Origin of the sequence: Streptomyces sp. NPDC056503 (genome assembly GCF_042794995.1) — a bacterium.
In the GTDB taxonomy this organism is placed as follows: domain Bacteria; phylum Actinomycetota; class Actinomycetes; order Streptomycetales; family Streptomycetaceae; genus Streptomyces.
In genome coordinates, this window is record NZ_JBHTST010000022.1 from 1 (window position 1) to 18,212 (window position 18,212).

At 73.4% G+C, this 18,212-nt stretch carries 18 protein-coding genes and 1 pseudogene; 10 read left to right on the top strand and 9 right to left on the bottom strand.

What is annotated here, in order from left to right; genetic code table 11:
• Window positions 1-72 precede the first annotated feature (72 nt).
• A complete protein-coding gene (locus tag ACFQ8C_RS09335) occupies window positions 73-504 on the bottom strand; it encodes a VOC family protein (protein ID WP_383453933.1) in 432 nt (143 codons plus the stop codon).
• A gap of 211 nt (window positions 505-715) precedes the next feature.
• On the opposite strand from ACFQ8C_RS09335, the gene ACFQ8C_RS09340 reads away from it, so the two are divergent.
• Window positions 716-2,056, top strand: a complete 1,341-nt coding sequence (locus tag ACFQ8C_RS09340; RefSeq protein WP_383453935.1) for a phospholipase D-like domain-containing protein — start codon at window positions 716-718, stop codon at window positions 2,054-2,056.
• Window positions 2,057-2,265: 209 nt separating this feature from the next.
• Here ACFQ8C_RS09340 and ACFQ8C_RS09345 read toward each other — a convergent pair whose 3' ends face one another.
• Together ACFQ8C_RS09345 and ACFQ8C_RS09350 are read right to left on the bottom strand one after the other, a co-directional pair.
• Window positions 2,266-3,666, bottom strand: a complete 1,401-nt coding sequence (locus ACFQ8C_RS09345; protein WP_383453938.1) for a Mucin-2 — start codon at window positions 3,664-3,666, stop codon at window positions 2,266-2,268.
• Between the two features lie 442 nt (window positions 3,667-4,108).
• Entirely contained in the window at window positions 4,109-4,684 is a 576-nt protein-coding gene (locus ACFQ8C_RS09350) for a helix-turn-helix domain-containing protein (RefSeq protein WP_383453940.1), read from the bottom strand.
• A gap of 122 nt (window positions 4,685-4,806) precedes the next feature.
• Between ACFQ8C_RS09350 and ACFQ8C_RS09355 the strand changes: the two genes are divergently transcribed.
• The 5 genes from ACFQ8C_RS09355 (at window position 4,807) to ACFQ8C_RS09375 (ending at window position 9,647) form a co-directional block, all read left to right on the top strand.
• Window positions 4,807-5,643, top strand: a complete 837-nt coding sequence (locus ACFQ8C_RS09355; protein ID WP_383453943.1) for an EamA family transporter — start codon at window positions 4,807-4,809, stop codon at window positions 5,641-5,643.
• Between the two features lie 40 nt (window positions 5,644-5,683).
• Window positions 5,684-6,391 carry a B3/4 domain-containing protein gene (locus ACFQ8C_RS09360; RefSeq protein ID WP_383453945.1) on the top strand — a complete coding sequence of 236 codons (708 nt, stop codon included), beginning with the start codon at window positions 5,684-5,686 and terminating at the stop codon, window positions 6,389-6,391.
• Window positions 6,392-6,515: 124 nt separating this feature from the next.
• On the top strand, window positions 6,516-7,415 hold the full coding sequence (locus tag ACFQ8C_RS09365; protein WP_383453947.1) for a dihydrodipicolinate synthase family protein: 900 nt from the start codon (window positions 6,516-6,518) through the stop codon (window positions 7,413-7,415).
• Window positions 7,416-8,051: 636 nt separating this feature from the next.
• Window positions 8,052-8,363, top strand: coding sequence for a hypothetical protein (locus tag ACFQ8C_RS09370; protein WP_383453949.1), 312 nt, complete (start codon window positions 8,052-8,054; stop codon window positions 8,361-8,363).
• Between the two features lie 597 nt (window positions 8,364-8,960).
• On the top strand, window positions 8,961-9,647 hold the full coding sequence (locus tag ACFQ8C_RS09375; protein ID WP_383453951.1) for a response regulator: 687 nt from the start codon (window positions 8,961-8,963) through the stop codon (window positions 9,645-9,647).
• Window positions 9,648-9,650: 3 nt separating this feature from the next.
• On the opposite strand, the gene ACFQ8C_RS09380 is transcribed toward ACFQ8C_RS09375, so the two are convergent.
• Window positions 9,651-11,396, bottom strand: a complete 1,746-nt coding sequence (locus tag ACFQ8C_RS09380) for a GAF domain-containing protein (protein ID WP_383453954.1) — start codon at window positions 11,394-11,396, stop codon at window positions 9,651-9,653.
• Window positions 11,397-12,012: 616 nt separating this feature from the next.
• Between ACFQ8C_RS09380 and ACFQ8C_RS09385 the strand changes: the two are divergent.
• The 4 genes and pseudogenes from ACFQ8C_RS09385 to ACFQ8C_RS09400 all read left to right on the top strand — a co-directional run.
• Window positions 12,013-12,486: pseudogene (locus ACFQ8C_RS09385) on the top strand (CBS domain-containing protein); the annotation flags it as partial.
• 156 nt (window positions 12,487-12,642) lie between these two features.
• Window positions 12,643-13,632 carry an Acg family FMN-binding oxidoreductase gene (locus ACFQ8C_RS09390; protein WP_383454093.1) on the top strand — a complete coding sequence of 330 codons (990 nt, stop codon included), beginning with the start codon at window positions 12,643-12,645 and terminating at the stop codon, window positions 13,630-13,632.
• A gap of 194 nt (window positions 13,633-13,826) precedes the next feature.
• On the top strand, window positions 13,827-14,165 hold the full coding sequence (locus ACFQ8C_RS09395; RefSeq protein ID WP_383453956.1) for a hypothetical protein: 339 nt from the start codon (window positions 13,827-13,829) through the stop codon (window positions 14,163-14,165).
• Window positions 14,166-14,356: 191 nt separating this feature from the next.
• Window positions 14,357-15,019, top strand: coding sequence for a DUF4389 domain-containing protein (locus ACFQ8C_RS09400; protein ID WP_383453959.1), 663 nt, complete (start codon window positions 14,357-14,359; stop codon window positions 15,017-15,019).
• Between the two features lie 11 nt (window positions 15,020-15,030).
• Here ACFQ8C_RS09400 and ACFQ8C_RS09405 read toward each other — a convergent pair whose 3' ends face one another.
• The 5 genes from ACFQ8C_RS09405 to ACFQ8C_RS09425 all read right to left on the bottom strand — a co-directional run bounded on the left by ACFQ8C_RS09405 (window position 15,031) and on the right by ACFQ8C_RS09425 (window position 17,945).
• On the bottom strand, window positions 15,031-15,615 hold the full coding sequence (locus ACFQ8C_RS09405; protein WP_383453961.1) for a hypothetical protein: 585 nt from the start codon (window positions 15,613-15,615) through the stop codon (window positions 15,031-15,033).
• A 47-nt stretch (window positions 15,616-15,662) separates the two neighbouring features.
• Window positions 15,663-16,208 (bottom strand): flavodoxin domain-containing protein, encoded by a 546-nt coding sequence (locus ACFQ8C_RS09410; RefSeq protein WP_383453964.1) that lies wholly within the window; start codon window positions 16,206-16,208, stop codon window positions 15,663-15,665.
• A complete protein-coding gene (locus tag ACFQ8C_RS09415; protein ID WP_383453966.1) occupies window positions 16,205-16,654 on the bottom strand; it encodes an Hsp20/alpha crystallin family protein in 450 nt (149 codons plus the stop codon). Before ACFQ8C_RS09415 ends, ACFQ8C_RS09410 begins: the two co-directional genes overlap by 4 nt.
• 62 nt (window positions 16,655-16,716) lie before the next feature.
• Complete coding sequence (locus tag ACFQ8C_RS09420) at window positions 16,717-17,040, bottom strand: hypothetical protein (RefSeq protein WP_383453969.1); 324 nt, start codon at window positions 17,038-17,040, stop codon at window positions 16,717-16,719.
• Window positions 17,037-17,945, bottom strand: coding sequence for a universal stress protein (locus ACFQ8C_RS09425; protein ID WP_383453970.1), 909 nt, complete (start codon window positions 17,943-17,945; stop codon window positions 17,037-17,039). The genes ACFQ8C_RS09420 and ACFQ8C_RS09425 overlap by 4 nt, the downstream gene beginning before the upstream one ends.
• Window positions 17,946-18,212 lie beyond the last annotated feature (267 nt).

The window sequence follows — 18,212 nt, forward strand, 5'->3', positions numbered from 1 at the left end:
CGGGGAACATCGGGGCAGCCGATGTTCCCCGAGGCCGGAGACGGGTCCCCACCCCGTGGTCCCGGAGGGGAATCAGCCGAGGCAGAACTCGTTGCCCTCGATGTCCTGCATCGTGATGCACGACTCGTTGACGTCATCGGCGCGCTGCGTCAGCACGTGCTTCGCGCCGAGCGCCATCAGCCGTGCGCATTCGGCCTCAAGCGTGGCCAGGCGCTCCTCACCCACGAGCCCGGCGCCGGTCCGCACATCGAGATGCACCCGGTTCTTGACGACCTTGCCTTCGGGAACTCGCTGGAAGAGCAGGCGCGGGCTCACACCCGAGGGATCCGTGCACGCGAAGTAGATCTCGTCCTCGGGCGGCAGCGAGCGGTGGTACTCCTCCCACGTGGCAAAGCCCTCCGGGACCGCCGGTACGACGTACCCCAGCACCCCGCACCAGAAGGCGGCGAGGCGCGCAGGCTCCGCACAGTCGAAGGTCACTTGGAACTGCTTGATCGTTGACATCGGCGCACGATAACAGGGCCCTTCCCATCTCCCCAGGTCGGGAGGTCCGCACGTGGTCGGGAGGAGGCGCCTGCCACGCGCTGCCGTGGCGTGCGGTCGCAGGGGCGGACCGAGGTCCGTGCCTCCCCGAAGGGAACCTGGGACGCGATCCCGGCCGGCCACTCCCCTGCTGCCAAAGACCGGTTACGGGACAACCCTTAAGGTGGCGGCCGTGATCAAGAACAGGTTCCTCACCGCCCTCCTCATCGTGGGCCTCCTCGGGGCGGGTGCGCCGGCCGCCACCGCGCAGGACGAGACGTACGTGAAGACCGGCGTCGTCTTCAACAAGCCGACCGGCACGACCGCCGAGCAGGGCGCGATCCTCAGCCACCTCGGGCGCCTCGTCAACGGCGCCCCCAGCGGGTCGACCATCCGCATATCCCTGTACGCGTTCGGGTCGTCCTGGCTCGCCGACCAGCTCGTGAAGGCGCACCAGCGCAACGTGAACGTGCAGGTCCTCGTCGACGACACCACCATCGGCGCGACGTGGATGGGCACGTCCGGGAAGACGGTCCGGGACAAGCTCCAGGCCGCCTTCGCGACGCAGTCCGCGCCCGGTCAGACCTCGTGGTTCCGGGTGTGCGCGGCAGGCCGGCCGTGCCTGGCCGCGGGAACGAGCGGCGTGAACCACAACAAGTTCTTCCTGTTCTCCCACTCCACCGGCAGCGGCTCGCCGACCACGGGCGCGGTGGTCGAGAACATCGTGGTGCAGTCCTCCGGCAACCTCACCACGTGGGACCGCGAGTCCGGCTGGAACGACGCGATGACCGTCACCGACAACGCCGCCCTGCACGCCGGCTACGTCCGCTACTTCGACCTGATGGCCGCTTCGCAGGCGCAGCCGGACGGGTCGAAGACGGTGAGCGACCTGGCGATCGACGTGGAGGCCGGGCAGGCCAAGGGCTACTTCTTCCCGCGCTCCTCGACCGACGTCGTCGAGAACATCCTGAGCATGGTCGAGACCCGCGTGCCGAACGCCGACGGGACCACCGCTCCGGTCTGCCACGGGAACACCCCCGGGCACGGCACGGCGGACGGCCGCACCGTGATCCGCATCGCCAACGGGCACATCTCGCGTCCGGCCGTGGCGGAGAAGCTCTGGACCCTCGCCGACGCGGGCTGCTACGTCGACGTCGTCTACGGCAAGCTCTCCGACTACTCGGCCGTCGGCACGCACCGGGAGACGGCGTACTGGCTGACCCGGTCGACCGAGAAGGGGAAGATCTCCCTCCACCGCCTGGAGAACGACGACGTGAAGAACCCGGCCGCGCCCGAGGTCTCCGGCACGGCCACCCACACCAAGTACCTGCTGATCGAGGGCTCGTACAAGGGCGTGAAGGACCAGAAGCTGGTCTTCACGGGCAGCCACCCGTACACCGGCCTGGCACTCACCGCCAACGACGAGGCGCTCCTGAAGTACGTCGGCGCCGAGATGCACGACGCGTACGTGACGAACTTCCGCGACCAGCGCGCCGCCGCCCTCGCGGAGTCCCAGTACGGCGGCGTCTTCTAAAGGCGTGGTGTGGACGTCGTCGCCCGACGCGGTCGCGCCCCGCGGCGGCGGGCCGGACCGGAGTCCCGCCCGGCCCTCGCGTCCGCGGTGTCGCCGGGCACCGGCCCGGCCCCGGCCGTGACCGCTGGGTGTCGGCTTCGATGCCGACCCGCGCGTTCGCCGAGAACCGGTCGTCACGTGAGGTCGCGGTACGAGCGAGTCGGTTCTGCTCAACGGGCCCGCGGAACGCCGGCCCGGTCCAGGACGGCGGCCATCTCGTCCTCGGGGAGCGCCGGGTTGGCGCCCGCGCTGGAGGCCAGTTCAGGGACGTGGAGGGCCTCGCGAAGCCGGTGGAGCGGCAGGCGCGGGTCGCCGGCCGCCGCTTGGCGCGTCCAGACCTCGGGGTCGTGGCTGAGCCGTTCGATCAACGCGGGCGTCGCGGCCGGGTCCCGGACGGCCAGCCGACGGTAGTTCCCGTCCGTGTGGTCCGCGTAGCGTGCGGCGAGGCCCTCGCGGGGAAAGCGGGGGTGCGTCTCCGCCATCCAGGCGGAGAACGTTCCGCCGAGGCGCGCGTACACACGCATCAGGACCTCCTCCGGGGTGTCGGGGTGGTGGATGCCCAGGTTGTTCTCCACCACCGGGTCCTCGACGCGTGCGAGGAGTCGCAGCAGCTCGGGCGTCAGGTGGCGGCTCCGGGCGGCGGTGCGCCGGAGCAGGGGGTGGGCTGAGGTCACGGCCCGGCGCAGCACCTCGGGGTCGGCGAGCCCGTCCCGCACCCACCGCACGCCGTCGCCCCTGTCGAAGTCCCCGACCGTGAAGTCGATCGCCATCCGCCGTGTCTCGTCCAGCCCGGGCCTGAGGGAGACCGCGAGCCGTACGTCCTCGTCGGGGTCGACGGCGAGCCGCTCCACGAGGTCGGCGGGCAACGACGGGTTCTCGGCGAGGGCGGTCAGGTGGGTCCGCTCGGCGAGGCACCGCTCGGCGTCGGCGCGGGCAAGGAGCCCTCGGCGCAGCGCCACGGCGGTGGACCTCGGATCGCGGAGGAGCGCGGCGGTGACGCGTGAGTCCCGCCGGCACTCCCGCAGTTCGGCGGCCCGCCGTACCTCGGGGTCCGGGTCGACCAGCAGCGCCGACCGCTCGCCCGGCGGCAGGGTCTCCCATGCGCGCACCGCTTCCCGGCGCGCCGCCGGATCACGGTGCGTGGCCAGCGATGCCACGAACGACGGCGCCAGATGGGGAGATTCCAGCAGGGCCGTCCGTACGGAAGGAGCGGGGTCGTCGAGCAGGCGGACGCACACGGCGTCCGAGAGCGGCGCGACCTTTGTGCGCGGGTCGTACACCTCGGGTCCGTACGCGAGAGCGGTCCGCACCTTGGGAGAAGGATCGTCGGCGAGCCGGGCCCGCTGTGCGGGCTCCGCCCTGGCGCTCATGGCGAAGTCGATCCGGGCGCCGGGGTTCGGGTGGGCCAGGATCACCACGACGGCCGACTCGGGAAGTCCGGCCCGCTGGAGGGCATGACGGGGCGGACCGTCACCGCCCCCGTCGAAGGCGAGCAGGCGCAGCAGCAGCGGTGTCGGCAGCGCCGGATTGCGGGCGACTCCGTCCAGCGCGGACGCGTGGAACGCCACCATGATTCCTCTTCCCCCGTGTGTCTTCCTCGGTCGGTCCGCGACCATGGTCTTCCGTCGGCGAGACGCCGCCGGTGGTCGGGTGGTTGGTGTCGGGTGGTTGGTGTCGGATGGTTGGTGTCGGCTCGGTGGCGGGTCCGCCCGGCTGGTCGTCAGGGCAGCCCGATGGGCGCTGCCTTCAGTGGGTGGCCGTCGAGCTCCTCGCACCCTTCCTCGTCCCACCAAAGCTCACCGTGAGGGGTGAGGTAGGGGTGGAGGCCGCGCACGTCACCGCCCTCGTGAAGCGCATGCGGACGCCGCGTGGGTCGCCAGCCAGGCGTCGATCCGGCGCCAGGATTCCGACGGGGGCAAGATCTGCTGTGCCATGACGCCATCGTGCCCCACGCCCGCGCCAGGGGGGATCGCGGTCCGGCCGGCAGTCTGGCGCCTGCCGTTCGGCGAGGTGCTACGCGGGGCCCGGGGGCAGGTGGACGGTCATGATCAGGTGGCAGGTTCCGGTGCCTGCGCCGCGGTAGGTGTGGGGGGTGTCGGCGTCGAAGGTGGCTGTCTGACCGGCGGCGACGGGGTACTCGGTGCTGTCGACGACGAGCACCATCCCGCCCGTGGTGACGCTGACGGTCTCGGTCACGCCGGCCTGGTGGGGATGGCTGGGGTACTCCTCGCCGGGTTCCAGGGTCCAGCGCCAGACCTCGGTGGCCGCCGGTCCGCCGGTGGTCAGCATCAGCCGGGCCTCGCCGCCGTGCTCGCCCTTCCACAGGGGGACGACGGCGTCGGCGCTCACCACCCTCACGCGCTGTTCGGAGCCGCCTTCCATGAGCGCGGAGACGGAGACGCCGAGGGTGTCGGCGAGGCGGACCAGGGTGGCGAAGTTCGGGTTGCCCTGGGCCTTCTCCAGTCCGACCAGGGCACCCTTGCTGACCTTGGCGCGGCGGCCGAGTTCGTCCAGGGACAGTCCGGCGCGGGTACGGGCCGCGCGGACGTTGTGCGCGAGTGTCCGCAGTGCCGCCGCGGTCTCGGTCATCGCTGTCGCCTCTCCCGGCAGGTGGGTCGCCGCACTGGACCGTGCGGTCGTTCGGTTGACGACGGTCGGTCGATGCGCTGTACGGTGTGGTCGTTCCATTGATAGTAAGGGATGTACCCCCCGTGATCGCTCTGCTGCTGGCCCTGGGCAGCTCCCTGGCCTACGGATGCGCCGACTTCCTCGGCGGTCTCGGTGCCCGCAAGGCCCATGTCCTGCGCACCGTGATGATCGCCGCACCGGCCTCGCTCACCGTCGAGCTGCTGCTGTGGCCCTTCCTCGGCGCCTCCTTCGCCCCTGCCACCGTCGCCTGGGGCGCCGCCTCCGGCGTCGCGTCGGCCGCCGCGTTCGCGCTGCTCTACCGCACGCTGGCGATCGGCCCGATGAACGTGCTGTCCCCGATCACCGCGCTGGTCTCGGCGATGCTCCCGGTCGGTGTCGGCCTGCTGCAGGGCGAGCACCTGGGCCTCGCCGGACTGATCGGCCTGCCGCTGGCGCTGGCGGCGGTGGTGCTGGTCAGCGCCGGGCACGGCGCGAGGTCGGCCCGGCCGTCGCGCACCGCGCTGCTCCTGGCCTTCGGCGCCGGAGCCGCCATCGCCCTGCAGCTGGTCTTCCTGCACCAGGCTCCCTCCGACAGCGGTGTCGGCCCGCTGATCGTCGGGCGTGCCGTGTCCTCCGCGGTCACCCTGGCCGCTGCCGGTGTGATGTTCCGGCGGCTGGGCCGGGAGAAGCCCGCGTACGCGATCTCGGCGGCGGCCGGAGTCCTGGACTCCCTGGCCAACCTGCTGTTCCTACTCGCCGCCCGCGGCGGCGACCTCGCGGTCGTCGCCGTGATCACCGCCCTGTACCCGGCCGGCACCGTCCTGCTCGCCCGCGGCGTCCTGGCCGAGCGCGTCCACCGCGGCCAGCTGATCGGCCTGGGCACCGCCGCCGTCGCCGTCGGCCTCCTCGCCCTCACCTGACCCCGCGGCCCCCGGCCGCCCTCCCGGAACGGAGCACCTGATGACCACCTTCCGTATCAGCCCCGCCGTCGCCGACGACTTCCCCGACACGCTCGTCGTCGTCGTCACCGCCACCGGCCTGCGCGGCGGCGCGCCCTGGCCCGCCACCACCGCCGCCCTGGAGGAGCTGGAGACCCGGCTCGCCGACGGCACCTGGGCCCCGGCCGACGAGAGCGACCCGCGCATCGAGGCGTGGCACACCGCCTACCGCTCCTTCGGCACCAACCCCCGCCGCGTCCGGCCCAGCGTCGACGCCTTGGGCCGTCGCCTTGCGAAGAAGGGCGCCCTCCCCCGGATCGCACCGGCCGTCGACTCCTACAACGCCGTCTCCGTCCGCCACGGCCTGCCCGCCGGCGCCTTCGACCTCGACCAGGTCACCGGCGACGTCGAGATCCGCTACGCCGACGGCAGCGAGACCTTCACCCCGCTCGGCGAGCCCGGCACCGTCGAGAACCCCAAGCCCGGCGAGGTCGTCTACACCGACACCACCGACGTGCTCACCCGGCACTGGAACCACCGCGACGCCCACCGCACCCGCGTCACCGAGGACTCCACCCACGTCGCCTTCGTCCTGGAGACCGTCGCCGCCACCCGCGACGGGCACCTGCTCAGGACCGCGGCCGACGACCTGCGGACCCTGCTCCAGCCGCACTGCGACACGAGCGCCGTCCTCTACCTCGGCCCGGCACACCCCTACGCCACCGCCTGACCACCACTCCCGGCCGGCCCCCGGCCCAGCCGCCGGCCCGTACGACGGCATCCGGCACGGCGGGCGCGGCATGGCGGACGCCACCACGGCGGCAGGGCCGCCCGCACCCCTTCGGAGGTTCGTCTTGTTCACCGGTCTGAGCGCGTTCCCGCTCACTCCCGTCCCCGGCAACGGCAGCGTCGACGAGAAGGCGTTCGCCGCGCTGGTCCAGCGGCTCGCCGCCGCCGGCGTCAACTCCGTCGGCGCGCTGGGCTCCACCGGCTCCTACGCCTACCTGACCCGCGAAGAACGCGCCCGCGTCGCCCGCATCGCGGTCGAGCACGCCGACGGAGTACCGGTCATCGTCGGCATCGGGGCGCTGCGCACCCGACAGGTGCTCCAGGCCGCCGAGGACGCGCAGGACGCCGGAGCCTCCGGCGTCCTGCTGGCGCCGGTGTCCTACCAGCCGCTGACCGACGAGGACGTCTTCGGCCTGTTCGAGGAGGTCACCGCGAACCTGTCGGTCCCTCTGGTGATCTACGACAACCCCGGCACCACGCACTTCACCTTCACCGACGAGCTGTACACCCGTCTGGCCCGGCTGCCGCAGGTGGCGTCCATCAAGATCCCCGCACTGCCCTCCGAGCCCGACCAGGCACGAGCCCGCGTCGAGCACCTGCGCCGACTCCTGCCCGACACGGTGACGGTGGGCATCAGCGGAGACGCGGCCGCCGCCCGGGGGCTGAACGCGGGGTGCGACGCCTGGTACTCGGTGATCGGCGGTACCTTCCCCGGGCCGGCACTCGCCCTCACCCGTGCGGCACAGGCCGGGCAGCACGAGCAGGCCGAAGAGGAGTCGAGGCGGCTCCAGCCCCTGTGGGACCTGTTCGCCCGGCACGGAGGCTCCCTCCGCGTCGTCGCGGCGGCGGCCGCGCACCTGGGTCTGACCGCCCCCCTCAACCTCCCCCTGCCGCTGCGCGGCCTGGACGCCGAGGAACGCGCCCACCTCGCCACGGTGATCGAGCAGCTCCAGCTCCACGCCTGACAGCCCGTCGGCCCGTCGGCCCGAAGGTCGGAGCACACGAGCGGGCGTGGGCCGGCCCACGCCCGGTGAACCCCGGGCGAGCGAACCCGATCGAGAGGCGGTTCGAGACCCTGGCACCATGTCCGGCATGACGACCCACCGAAAGGCCCATGCCGCGTAGACGGCCAGGACGCGTCCGGTCCGGAATCCCGGACCGGCAGCGGTCACAGGACTCCAGGCCGGCCATCGACCGCCTCTCCCCGCGAGCGTTGTCCGAGATCGTTCGCCTTGAACGCACGCGGAACTACCTCAGACCGGGAGACACCAGCACGGCCGTGCGCCTTTGGAAGGAGTACGTCCATCGCCCGGAGCGCGAGCTCTGGCACGACGACGAGTTCGGCAACGTTCACCGGTACTGCTGCGGCGACCCACTCGAAGCCCGTGCCCTGCTCGACGACGTGATCCGAGCGATGTCGCCTCGTGGATCCCGCGAACTCCGCAGGATCATCGCAGGGCTTGACGCCTTCATGGGCCCGTCCCGCCCAGCCGCGGACCGCCGAAGCCGAAGGACAGACTGACCACCTGCCCCCTGCCCCGGCGACGCTCCCCTGCCGACGCGGTCCGGGTCCGTGTAGCGTCGGCGACAGGGGGGATGAGATGCACTTCGACGAAAACGAACCGCAGTCCGTTCGCGACGAGCGCTTCGCCGCGCAACGGGCCAGACGCAGAGCGGCACGCAAGGCCGCGTCGCTCGACCTCGGGGGCGCCCACGTCGGCGTGGTCGTCGCGGCCATCGCCCTGATCCTCCTCGGCTGGTTCGGCAAGCTGCTCGCTCTGGGCATCGTCAGCGGCGTCTTCCTGCTCTGGTTCGCCGCAGCCCTCGCATGGGCCTACGCCGACGGCGACCATGGCCGGCACGCACTCCAGCGCGCGTACACCATCACCTTCGGATGGGGCGACGGACTCTGAGTACCGAGGCGGACGTGGACCGGCCTCTGGGCGCTGACAGCCACCCTGAACGACGCCGGTGGAAGGGCCGTTCCCGCTGGGCGAGAGGCGGAAAGGGGGTGCGCCGAGTGCCCGCGTCCCTGGATGCCGAGGGGCGCTCTCGCCCACTCGTGATCACGGATGGATCGCCGGGCATGGACTCTCTTCCCTTCGCCGCCGCTCACGCCGCCACGGTGGCGGGCCGGCCCGGGTCCGTCAGGGAGGTCTTATGGATCGCCGGGCATGGACTCTCTTCCCTTCGCCGCCGCTCACGCCGCCACGGTGGCGGGCCGGCCCGGGTCCGTCAGGGAGGTCTTCCTGCGCGTGCATCCGGACGACGAGACCGCCCTGGCCCGCTACCGGGGCGCCGGGTTCGCCACCGTCGACGCCGACCTCGCCGCAGGCCCGAACGCGGCGCGGCCCGTCGGTCACGTCCGGCTCCAAGGGCCCGCGCTCGTGCCGCCCGCGCCGTGGAGGGGGTCGTCGACGTCCGGAGGGGGTTCGGTGCACAGGAAGGCGCCTCGTGACGGACAATTCTTGGTGGGGGCGGGCAGGTACCCGTCGAGCACAGGGGTCGCCATGACCGAGCTTCCGGCAGCCGAGGAACCCACGCGGGTCTTCCTGGTGGACGATCACGAGGTGGTCCGCCGGGGGCTGCGCGACCTGATCGACGACGAGCCCGACCTGCGGGTCGTCGGGGAGGCCTCCACGGCGGACCAGGCTCTGGCCCGGGGGCCGGCCCTGCGCCCGGACGTGGCGGTCCTCGACGTACGGCTGCCCGACGGCGACGGGATCGCCGTGTGCCGGGAGCTGCGGTCGCGGATGCCGGAGCTGGCGTGTCTGATGCTGACCTCGTTCGACGACGAGGACGCGCTGCTCGACGCGATCATGGCGGGGGCGGCGGGGTACGTCCTCAAGCAGATCAAGGGGTCCGACCTCGTGTCGGCGGTACGGACCGTGGCGACGGGGCAGTCGATGCTCGATCCGGCCACGACCGCCCGCCTGATGCGATCGCTCCGCGCCCCGGAGCCGGCACAGCCGCCCGAGGACGAGCGGCTCGCGGCGCTGTCCGAGCGTGAGCGGTCCGTGCTGGAGCTGATCGGGGAGGGGCTGACCAACCGGCAGATCGCGAAGCGGCTCTACCTGTCGGAGAAGACGGTCAAGAACCACATCTCGCGGTTGCTCGGCAAGCTGGGGGTCGAACGGCGGGTACAGGCCGCCGTGATCGCCGCGCAGGCCCATGAGCACGGACGGGAGCCCCGCTGAAGGTCAGCGGTCCTGCCCGTCGTCGGCGGGCAGCGGGATGCGCCAGGTGAGTCGGGTGCCGCCGCCTGGTCCCGCCGGGGAGTGGACGGTGAGCGAGCCGCCGAGGCGCTCGGCACGCTCGGAGAGGTTGCGCAGGCCCCTGTCGACCCGCTCGGGCGGGAGGCCGGTCCCGTCGTCCCCGACGGTCACCTCCAGGACTCCCGCGTCCGTGAACACGGTGACCTCTGTCCGGTGGGCGTGGGCGTGCCGGGCGACGTTGGTGAGCGCTTCGCCGAGGACGGCGACGACGTCGTCGGCGATGTCGACGGGCACGTCGGTGTCCAGCAGGCCTTCCATGCGGAGCGCGGGAGCGAAGCCGAGGGTCGTCGCGGCCGCGTCGACGGCCGTGACGACACGGCTTCTGAGCTTGGGCGCGGTGCCGGGGGTCTCGTGTTCGCGGAGACCGAAGATGGTCGACCGGATGATCTTGATGGTGGCGTCGAGGTCGTCGATCGCCCGGGTCAGCCGGTCCGCCGCCTCCGGGTGCTCGACGAAGCGCCGGGCGCTCTGCAGCGTCATGCCGGTGGCGAAGAGCCGTTGGATCGCGAGGTCGTGCAGGTCGCGGGCGATCCGGTCGCGGTCCTCCAGGAGGGTCACCTGCTCGGCGTCGCGGCGGCGGTCGGCCAGTTCGAGGGCCAGGGCCGCCTGTCCGGCGAAGCCCGGGAGGGCGGCGGTCTCCGCGCTCAGGAAGGGCACGCGGCCGCTGTGCCGGGCGAGGATCAGGACGCCGCTGAGTCGTTCCTTGGTGCCCACCGTGACCGCCACGGCCGGGCCGAACCCCTGCCACCGTTCGGGCTGGACCGTCACCCGTGGGTCACTGGAGACGTCCGCCACGGTGATCAGGCCGTCGGTCTCGGCGAGGGCGGCGGCCGCCAGGGTGCCTTCGCTGCTGGGCAGGACGACCCCGCGGTGGGTGTCGGCGCCGTCGCCCCGCGCCCGCGAGCCCCGTAGCTCGCCGCCGGGGCCGACCAGGTAGAAGACGCCCATGTCGGCGCCGGCGATGTCCACGGCCTGTTCCAGCATCCCGTCCAGGACCTCGGTCTCCTCCGTGCCGGAGAGCAGGGCGCTGGTGAAGTCGGAGCTCGCGGCGAGCCAGCGCTGCCGGCGCCTGCCCTCCTCGTAGAGCCGGGCGTTCTCGATGGCGATGCCCGCGGCGACGGCCAGGGTCGTCACGACGGCCTCGTCCTCGGCGTCGAAGTCCGCTCCTCCGCGCTTCTCGGTGAGGTAGAGGTTGCCGAAGACCTCGTCGCGGACCCGGATGGGGACGCCGAGGAAGGAGTGCATGGGGGGATGGTGGGCCGGGAACCCGTACGAGGCGGGGTGCTCGGACAGCTCGGTCAGGCGCAGCGGCTCGGGGTGACGGATCAGCTCGCCGAGGATGCCGTGTCCGGAGGGCAGGGCGCCGATCCGTTCGCGCAGGTCGTCGTCGATGCCGATGGGGAGGAACTCGGACAGCCCGCGGTCCTCGCCGATGACGCCCAGCGCTCCGTACTCGGCGTCGACGAGGGAGACGGCTGCCTCGACGATGCCTCGCAGGACCTGCGGCAGGTCGAGTCCCCGCCCCACGGAGATGACGGCTTCCAGGAGACCCGTGAGGCGGTCCCTGGTGCCGCGCACCTCGTCGATACGGACCTGGAGCTCGTCCAGCAGCTCGTCGAGCCGGAGCCTCGGCAGTCTGGTGTCCGCCGGTCCGGTGCCTGCCCGGCCCATCAGAACCTCCGGTCCGTCCGGGACGCACGGCGTCTGCCGTGCCCGCTTTCACGGTAGACCGGATGCCCGGGCCGTTCCCGCCGGACCGGTGGGCCGGAAGGCGGTGCGGACGGCTCGCGCCGCGAGGGATCCGGCAGGCGCGCGGGCCGCCGTCAGGGCGGTCCCCACGCCTTCGGGCGGGTCCGTGTCGGGGGCCGTTCGGAGGAAGGGACGGAGAGCGCCGCCGGGGCCGACAGGCCGGAGGCGGGTACCGAGAGGGGAAGGAACGGGTTCTCGCGGAGGGCGTCGCCGCGTCCCCGGCGGCGACGGCGACCCTTCCCTGGCCCCCGGGGTCGCGCGGTCGCTGCCATGGCTCCTCCCGGCCGGGTGCGCGAGGTCCGCTCTCCGGCCTTCGCACCGCACGCCGGGGGCCGGAGGGCCGGTGGGGGCACAGGTGGGGCCGAAGGTCCCGGCGGCCGGGGCCCAGGAGTCGGCAGAGGCCCGGTCGGGCCCGGCGGGGGACCGTTCGGCCCCTCGTCAACGCGTCGACGTCGGGGGACGGTGGTGGCGTGAAGTCCCCTCCTTCGGCCGCTGGAACGGGAGGACCGCGATGAAGCACATGAAAGTCGGCGGGCTGATGACCGACGAGGTGGTCTCCGCCCTGCCCGGTACGTCGTTCCGGGAGGTGGCGAAGCTCCTGGCCGAGCACGACATCGGCGGGCTGCCGGTCGTGGACGAGGACGACCACGTCGTCGGCGTGGTCTCCGAGAGCGACCTCCTGGCCCGCAGGGCGCCGACCGCCCAGGGGGTGATGAGCGAGCCGGCCGTCACCGTGCACGCCGAGGAGGCGGCGCCGGACGCGGCCCGGCTCATGGTGCGGCGCGGGGTGGAACGTCTTCCCGTGGTCGACGAGGAGGAACGGCTGGTGGGCATCGTGACCCGTCGCGACCTCCTGCGCGTCTTCCTGCGCCCGGACCCCGAGATCAGGCGCCGCATCCGGGAGGAGATCCTCGCGGACGCCATGGAGCTGCCGCAGGACGCGATCGACGTGCACGTGCTGGACGGTGTGGTCACCCTGGCGGGCCGGGTCCGGCTGCGGAGCCAGGGCGTGATGCTGCTGCGGCTCGCCGAACGCCTGGAGGGCGTCGTCACCGTCGTGGACCGGCTGTCCGCCGCGCGCGACGACGACACGCGCCTCGCCGCCTCGTCCCCACGGACGGCCCACGACTTCTCCGAGCGACCCTCCCCCGCACAGACAGGACGTACCGTGTCCCCCCTCCCCCTTCTCCGTCCGCTCGTGTCCTCGCTGGTCGAGGAGGCCGTGCTGGCGCCGTCGATGCACAACGCCCAGCCGTGGAGGTTCGTCCACCGGAGCGCGGCCACCGTCATCGAGCTGCACGGCGACCCGTCGCGCGGCATGCCCCGCCAGGACCCGGACCACCGCGCACTCCACATCGGCTGTGGTGCCGCCCTGTTCGGCCTGCGGGTGGCCGCCGAGCACCAGGGGCTGCGCCCTGACGTCCGGCTGCTGCCCGATCCCGAGGACCCCTGGCATCTCGCCGACGTCGGGTTCGGCCTCCCCTCGGACGCCGGCGGCGACCTGGACGTGCTGCACGGCGCGCTGGCGCGTCGGCACACCAGCCGTTTCCCCTTCACCGAGGAGCCGGTCCCGGCCGAGATCCTCGACGGGCTCCGCGCGGCCGCCCGTCTGGAGGGCTGCCGCCTGACCGTCCCGGGCGAGTGGCACACCGACACCGTGATGGGCCTCGTCCACGCCTCCGAACTGTTCGAGGCCGCCGACGACGCCGTACGCGCGGAGATCGCGTCCTGGACGCGTACGGGCGCGGCCGGCGAGGGGGCCGGCGCCGACGGGGTCCCCGCCTACGCCTTCGGTCCTCGCCAGTACGACGTGACCGCACCGGTCAGGGACTTCGGGTCCCCCGACCGGATGCCGGGGCGTCCGTCGGCCCGCTTCGAGAGGACACCGCAGATCGCCCTGCTCGGAACCGCCGCGGACACGCCCGAGGCCTGGCTGACGGCGGGCCAGGCCCTCCAGCGGGTCCTGCTTCAGGCCACCCTGGACGGGCTCGCCGCGTCGCTCATGTCGCAGCCCCTCGAATGGCCGGAACTCCGCTTCGACGCTCGCGACCCCCTCTCGGCGGTCGGCTACGTCCACATGGTCATCCGTCTGGGCTACGGCCCCGCCGGCCGGGCGACGCCCCGACGCCCTGTCTCCGAAGTGCTCGACTTCGCCTGAGAGCCGCCCCGGCGGGGCCGGCGGACGTCCGGATCATCGCGAGCGGCGGCCCCGACGCGTACGAGCTCGACCGGCTCGCGCGGGAGGAGGCCCCGATCGACGCGTACGCCGTCGGGACCAAGGTCGGCACGGCCGCCGACGCCCCGTACCCGGACGCCGCCTACAAGCCGGTCGAGTAGGCCGGCAGGCCCGTCGTGAAGCTGTCTTCCGCCAAGGTCACGGCGCCCGGCCCGAAGCAGGTCCTCCGCGGCCCGGGCGCGCGTGACGTGCTCGCCCTGGCGAACGGGGCACCGCCCGAGGGGGCGGAGCCGCTGCTGCGGACCGTGATGCGCGGCAGGCCGCGCACCGGGCCGGCCGACACCCTGGCCGCCGCCCGAGCCCGCTTCGAGGAGGACCTCGCCCTCGTGCCGGACGAGCGCTTCCCGCGCACGGGCGGAGGGCCGGACCGGGTCTTCGCCGCGTACGCCCGCGACCACGCCCGGTCATGGGGGCCGGACAACCCTCCCCCGCCCGGCCGGCACGGGCGATCCTGAGAGGTGGGGGCACACGGAAGGAGAGCGGAGACGAGGCACCGAGGCGCTGCCGAGCCGATGACGCCCACGGCGGTCCGGAATCCCCGGCTCGCGCCGGTTCCGCTCAGGCACTGCGACGGCGTCGACGGGGGCGTGGGAGTCGTCGACCGGCTCCGGCACGCCGACCCGGCCGGCGCGGGAAGGTGACGATGATGGACGCAGGACGAACGCCCCACCCGTCGGTCCGGGTCACGGCCGTGCTCGACACCCCGCTCTCCCGCTGGCTGTGGCTGGTCAAGTGGATCCTGGTGATCCCGCACTGGATCGTGCTGCTCTTCCTGTGGATCGCCTTCCTGGTCGTGACGGTGATCGCCTTCTTCGCGATCCTCTTCACCGAGCGCTACCCGCGGGGCCTGTTCGACTTCAACCTCGGCGTGCTCCGCTGGTCCTGGCGGGTCTCGTACTACTCCTACGGCGCGCTCGGCACCGACCGGTACCCGCCCTTCAGCCTCGGCCCCGAACCCGACTACCCGGCCCGGCTCGACATCGTCTACCCGGAGCGGCTCTCCCGCTCGCAGGTGCTCGTCAAGTGGTGGCTGCTCGCCATTCCGCACTACCTGATCCTGGCGTTCTTCAGCGGCGGCATGCGCGCCGGGTGGTGGAGCGGCGGCCTGATCACGCTGCTCGCGGTCATCGCCGGCTTCACCCTGGCCTTCACGGCACGCTATCCGCGCGACCTGTTCGACCTGGTCGCCGGGTTGAACCGCTGGGTGCTGCGGGTCGCGGCCTACGCGAGCCTCATGACGGACGCCTACCCGCCCTTCCGCCTCGACCAGGGCGGCGCGGAACCGGCGACCCCGCCCACGTCCCCCTGACGGCGGCGCCGTCAGACATCGTCCGCCCCGGAGTCGTTCCCCTTCCGGAGCCGGCCGGACCAGACCGGCTCGACCCGCTCCCACTCGCGCTCCACCGCGGCGAGGGTGCGGCCGTCGATCCTGCGCCGGAACAGGACGAGGACCCCGGCTCCGGTCGCGGCGACCGCGCCGGCCGTCGCGGTACCGCCCGCGACGGAGGTCAGCAGCAGACCGGCGGAACCGCCGGTCTGCCTGACGAGGGCTCCCGTGTCGTCCACCGACACGGTCACGGTCCGCCCCTGGGCCGTCCTGGCCGGGACCTCGACGGTGCCTGAGCGGCGTACACCGTCCGGGTACTCCCACACCGCGGGCGCGACGGCCGCGCCGCTCCGCACCAGGGCGGGCTGCTCCCGGGCCGGTCCCGTGGTGGTCGCCGTCACCTGGTGGAGGTGCGCGGCCCTGTCGCGATCCGCCCGGGCTCCGAAGCTCCACAGGTACACGGCGGCGATCGCGCCGCAGATCAGGGAGAGCGTCAGCACGACGATCACGGCCGTTCGGCGGCCCGGGCCGCCGTGCGACGGTCGTGGCCCCGTGCGGGGCTGTTCGCGGTCGGTCATGAGACGCCTCCGGGCGCTTGTCCCTCGGAGCGGGAAGGCGGAGGGGTTCAGCCGGCTCCGTCGAGTGCGGCCCCGATGCGGTGGGCCCGGGCGCGGATGCGGGCGGGGTCGCGGAAGTCCCCGCCCTTGCCGTGGCGGACCATGGCGCGGGCGACGAGATCCGGGGTGTCGGCGGTGAGGGCTCCCCCGAAGGTCACGTGCTCCCTCGCGCCGAGCTTCTTCATCCGGCGGGCGACCCCGCGTACGGGTGGGATGTCGTGCAGTTCGGCGGAGCTGTCGACGGGACCGCTGCTGAACAGCCGGACCGGGCGGTGACGGAGCTGCTCGGCGTTGCGCCGGGCGCACCGGCGGGCCTCGCCGTTCCGGTGTCCGGCGTAGAGGGCCCCGCCGAGGACGACGCCGTCGTAGTCGCCGACGTCGGTGACGGTGTCGGCGACGGCGACAGCGACGGTGACGGCGACGGCGACGGCGTCGGCCGGCCGGACGTCGGTGTCGAATCCGTCGTCCCGGAGGGTCCGTCCGATCTCGTCGGCGATGCCGGCGGTGGAACCGTGCTTGCTGCCGTAGGCGACGAGTACGCGCTTCGCGGTCATGACCGGTCCCCTTCGTCGTCGGCCCGCTTGACGCGGATGGTCCGTGCCGTGCGGGCGTCCTGGGCGGGCATCGGGATCCGGACGGCCAGGATGCCGTCCGTGTAGGAGGCGTCGACGTCGTCCGCGGGGATGGTGGCGGGGAGGCGTACGGTCCTGCGGAACGCGCCGTAGCGGAATTCCGAGTGGTCCTTGTCCTCGGCGCCCTCCCGGTGCTCCGCGCTCACGGTGAGGAGGTCGTCGTCGACGGTGAGGGTGATGTCGTCCGGGCCCATGCCGGGGAGTTCGGCCCGCAGCGTGTAGATGCCGTCGGCGCTGGTGACCTCGACCGGGATGGCGTGGGCGGCCGTGGCGGGGCGCCATCCGGGGAGGCCGGGGAACTCCCGGCCGAACCAGGTGTCGAAGTCGGGGAGGAAACCGTGCCCGCGTTCCGGCTTGGCTCCGGTCATCGTTCTGCTCCTCTTCCACGGTGCCGGGGTGGCGTCCCGGCGCGGGATGTCCGGTGGGGAAGTCAGGTGGGGAAGTCCGGTGGGGCCCCGCAGTTCCAGCCTCCGCCCTTGCGCCGGGAGGCGCAGCGTCCGAGGGGGCTGTCGGGGAGGGCCGAACGGTCCTGTTCCCGAGGGGCCCGACCGGCCCTCGAAGCGGTGCCCGGACCACGACGACGGGGCATGGGGCGCGCGGTGATCCGTACGGCCTTCAGCGGGTCGTGGACGGGGAGGTACGGGACGACGAGGCGCAGCCGCAGCCGCAGCGGGCCGCGGGCCGCTTCGTCCGCCGTCCGCACCCGGGCGGGTACGGATCCCCCGGGGCCCACTCCGCGCACGGGGCCGTTCACGGCGTCTCGCCGCCCCGCGTCCCGAAGTCGACGGGGACGATCTCCACGGGGCAGTGGGCGTGGTGGATGAGGGCGTGGGCGACGCGTCCGAGGGCCGGTCCCACTCCGAGGGGCCGGTGTCCCCGGCCCATCACGATCAGGTCGGTGTGGGCGCTCGCCTCGACGAGGATCCCCGGTGTCGAGGTGCCGGTCTCCACGTGGTGGGAGACGGTCAGGTCGGGATACCACGCGCGGACGCGGTCCGCGAGGGTCTTCGCCTCGTGCACGCGCCGGTGCGCGGCCGCGTCGAGGTCGTCGAGCATGGTCGTCACGTCGCCGACGTGCGTGAGGATGTTCCACACGCTCAGCAGCCGCAGCGGAGCCTTGCGGACGTCCGCCTCGGCGGCGGCGAGGAGCAGCCACCCGAGGTCCTCGGAGTCACGGACCGCCGCCGTCACGGAACCCGCCTCGGGACGGTCGGCCCCGCCGCGCACGACGACGACGGGCACCTCCGCCCGCGCGGCCATGCCCAGTCCCACGGAGCCGAGCAGGAGGGCGGAGAAACCTCCGAGGCCCCTGCTGCCGACCACGATCGTCTTCTCGGCCCCGGCGGCCTCCCGGAGCCCGTCGAGCGGTTCCTGCCGACCGAGCAGCCGGGTGACGACGAGGTCCGGGAAGCGCTCCCGAACGGCGGCTTCGGTCTCGGCCAGCAGGTCGCGGCCGGTCTCCCGGACGGCCTGGAGCGTCGTGGCGTCGCTCCAGTAGGCGCGCCGGTCGGTGTCCGCGGCGTGGACGAGGTGCAGGGGGCGGGACCGACGGTCCGCCTCCGCGGCGGCCCAGAGCGCGGCCGCCCGGGCCGAGGGGGATCCGTCGACACCCACCACGATGTCCGACAGCTCCGGCCGGACGGGGGGCTCGCTGCTCATGGTTCCTCCTCGGGTACGCGCCCGGGACTCGTACGGCGCCCGGAGGGACGACGACACTCCTCTCACACTGACACCACCGCGCGCCGACCGCGATGGGCCGTTCGGCCCCGAGGGAGATCTGCCCGGCCCTCACCGCGCGGGCGTGGGCCGGGCGAGCCCGGTGTCGTCGACGGCGACGGCCGAGGAGGCCGTGATGACGGCGCGGGTCGCCGTGGGGCCGGACGGCCCGGACAGCCCGGACGGCCCGGACGGCCCGGACGGCCCGGA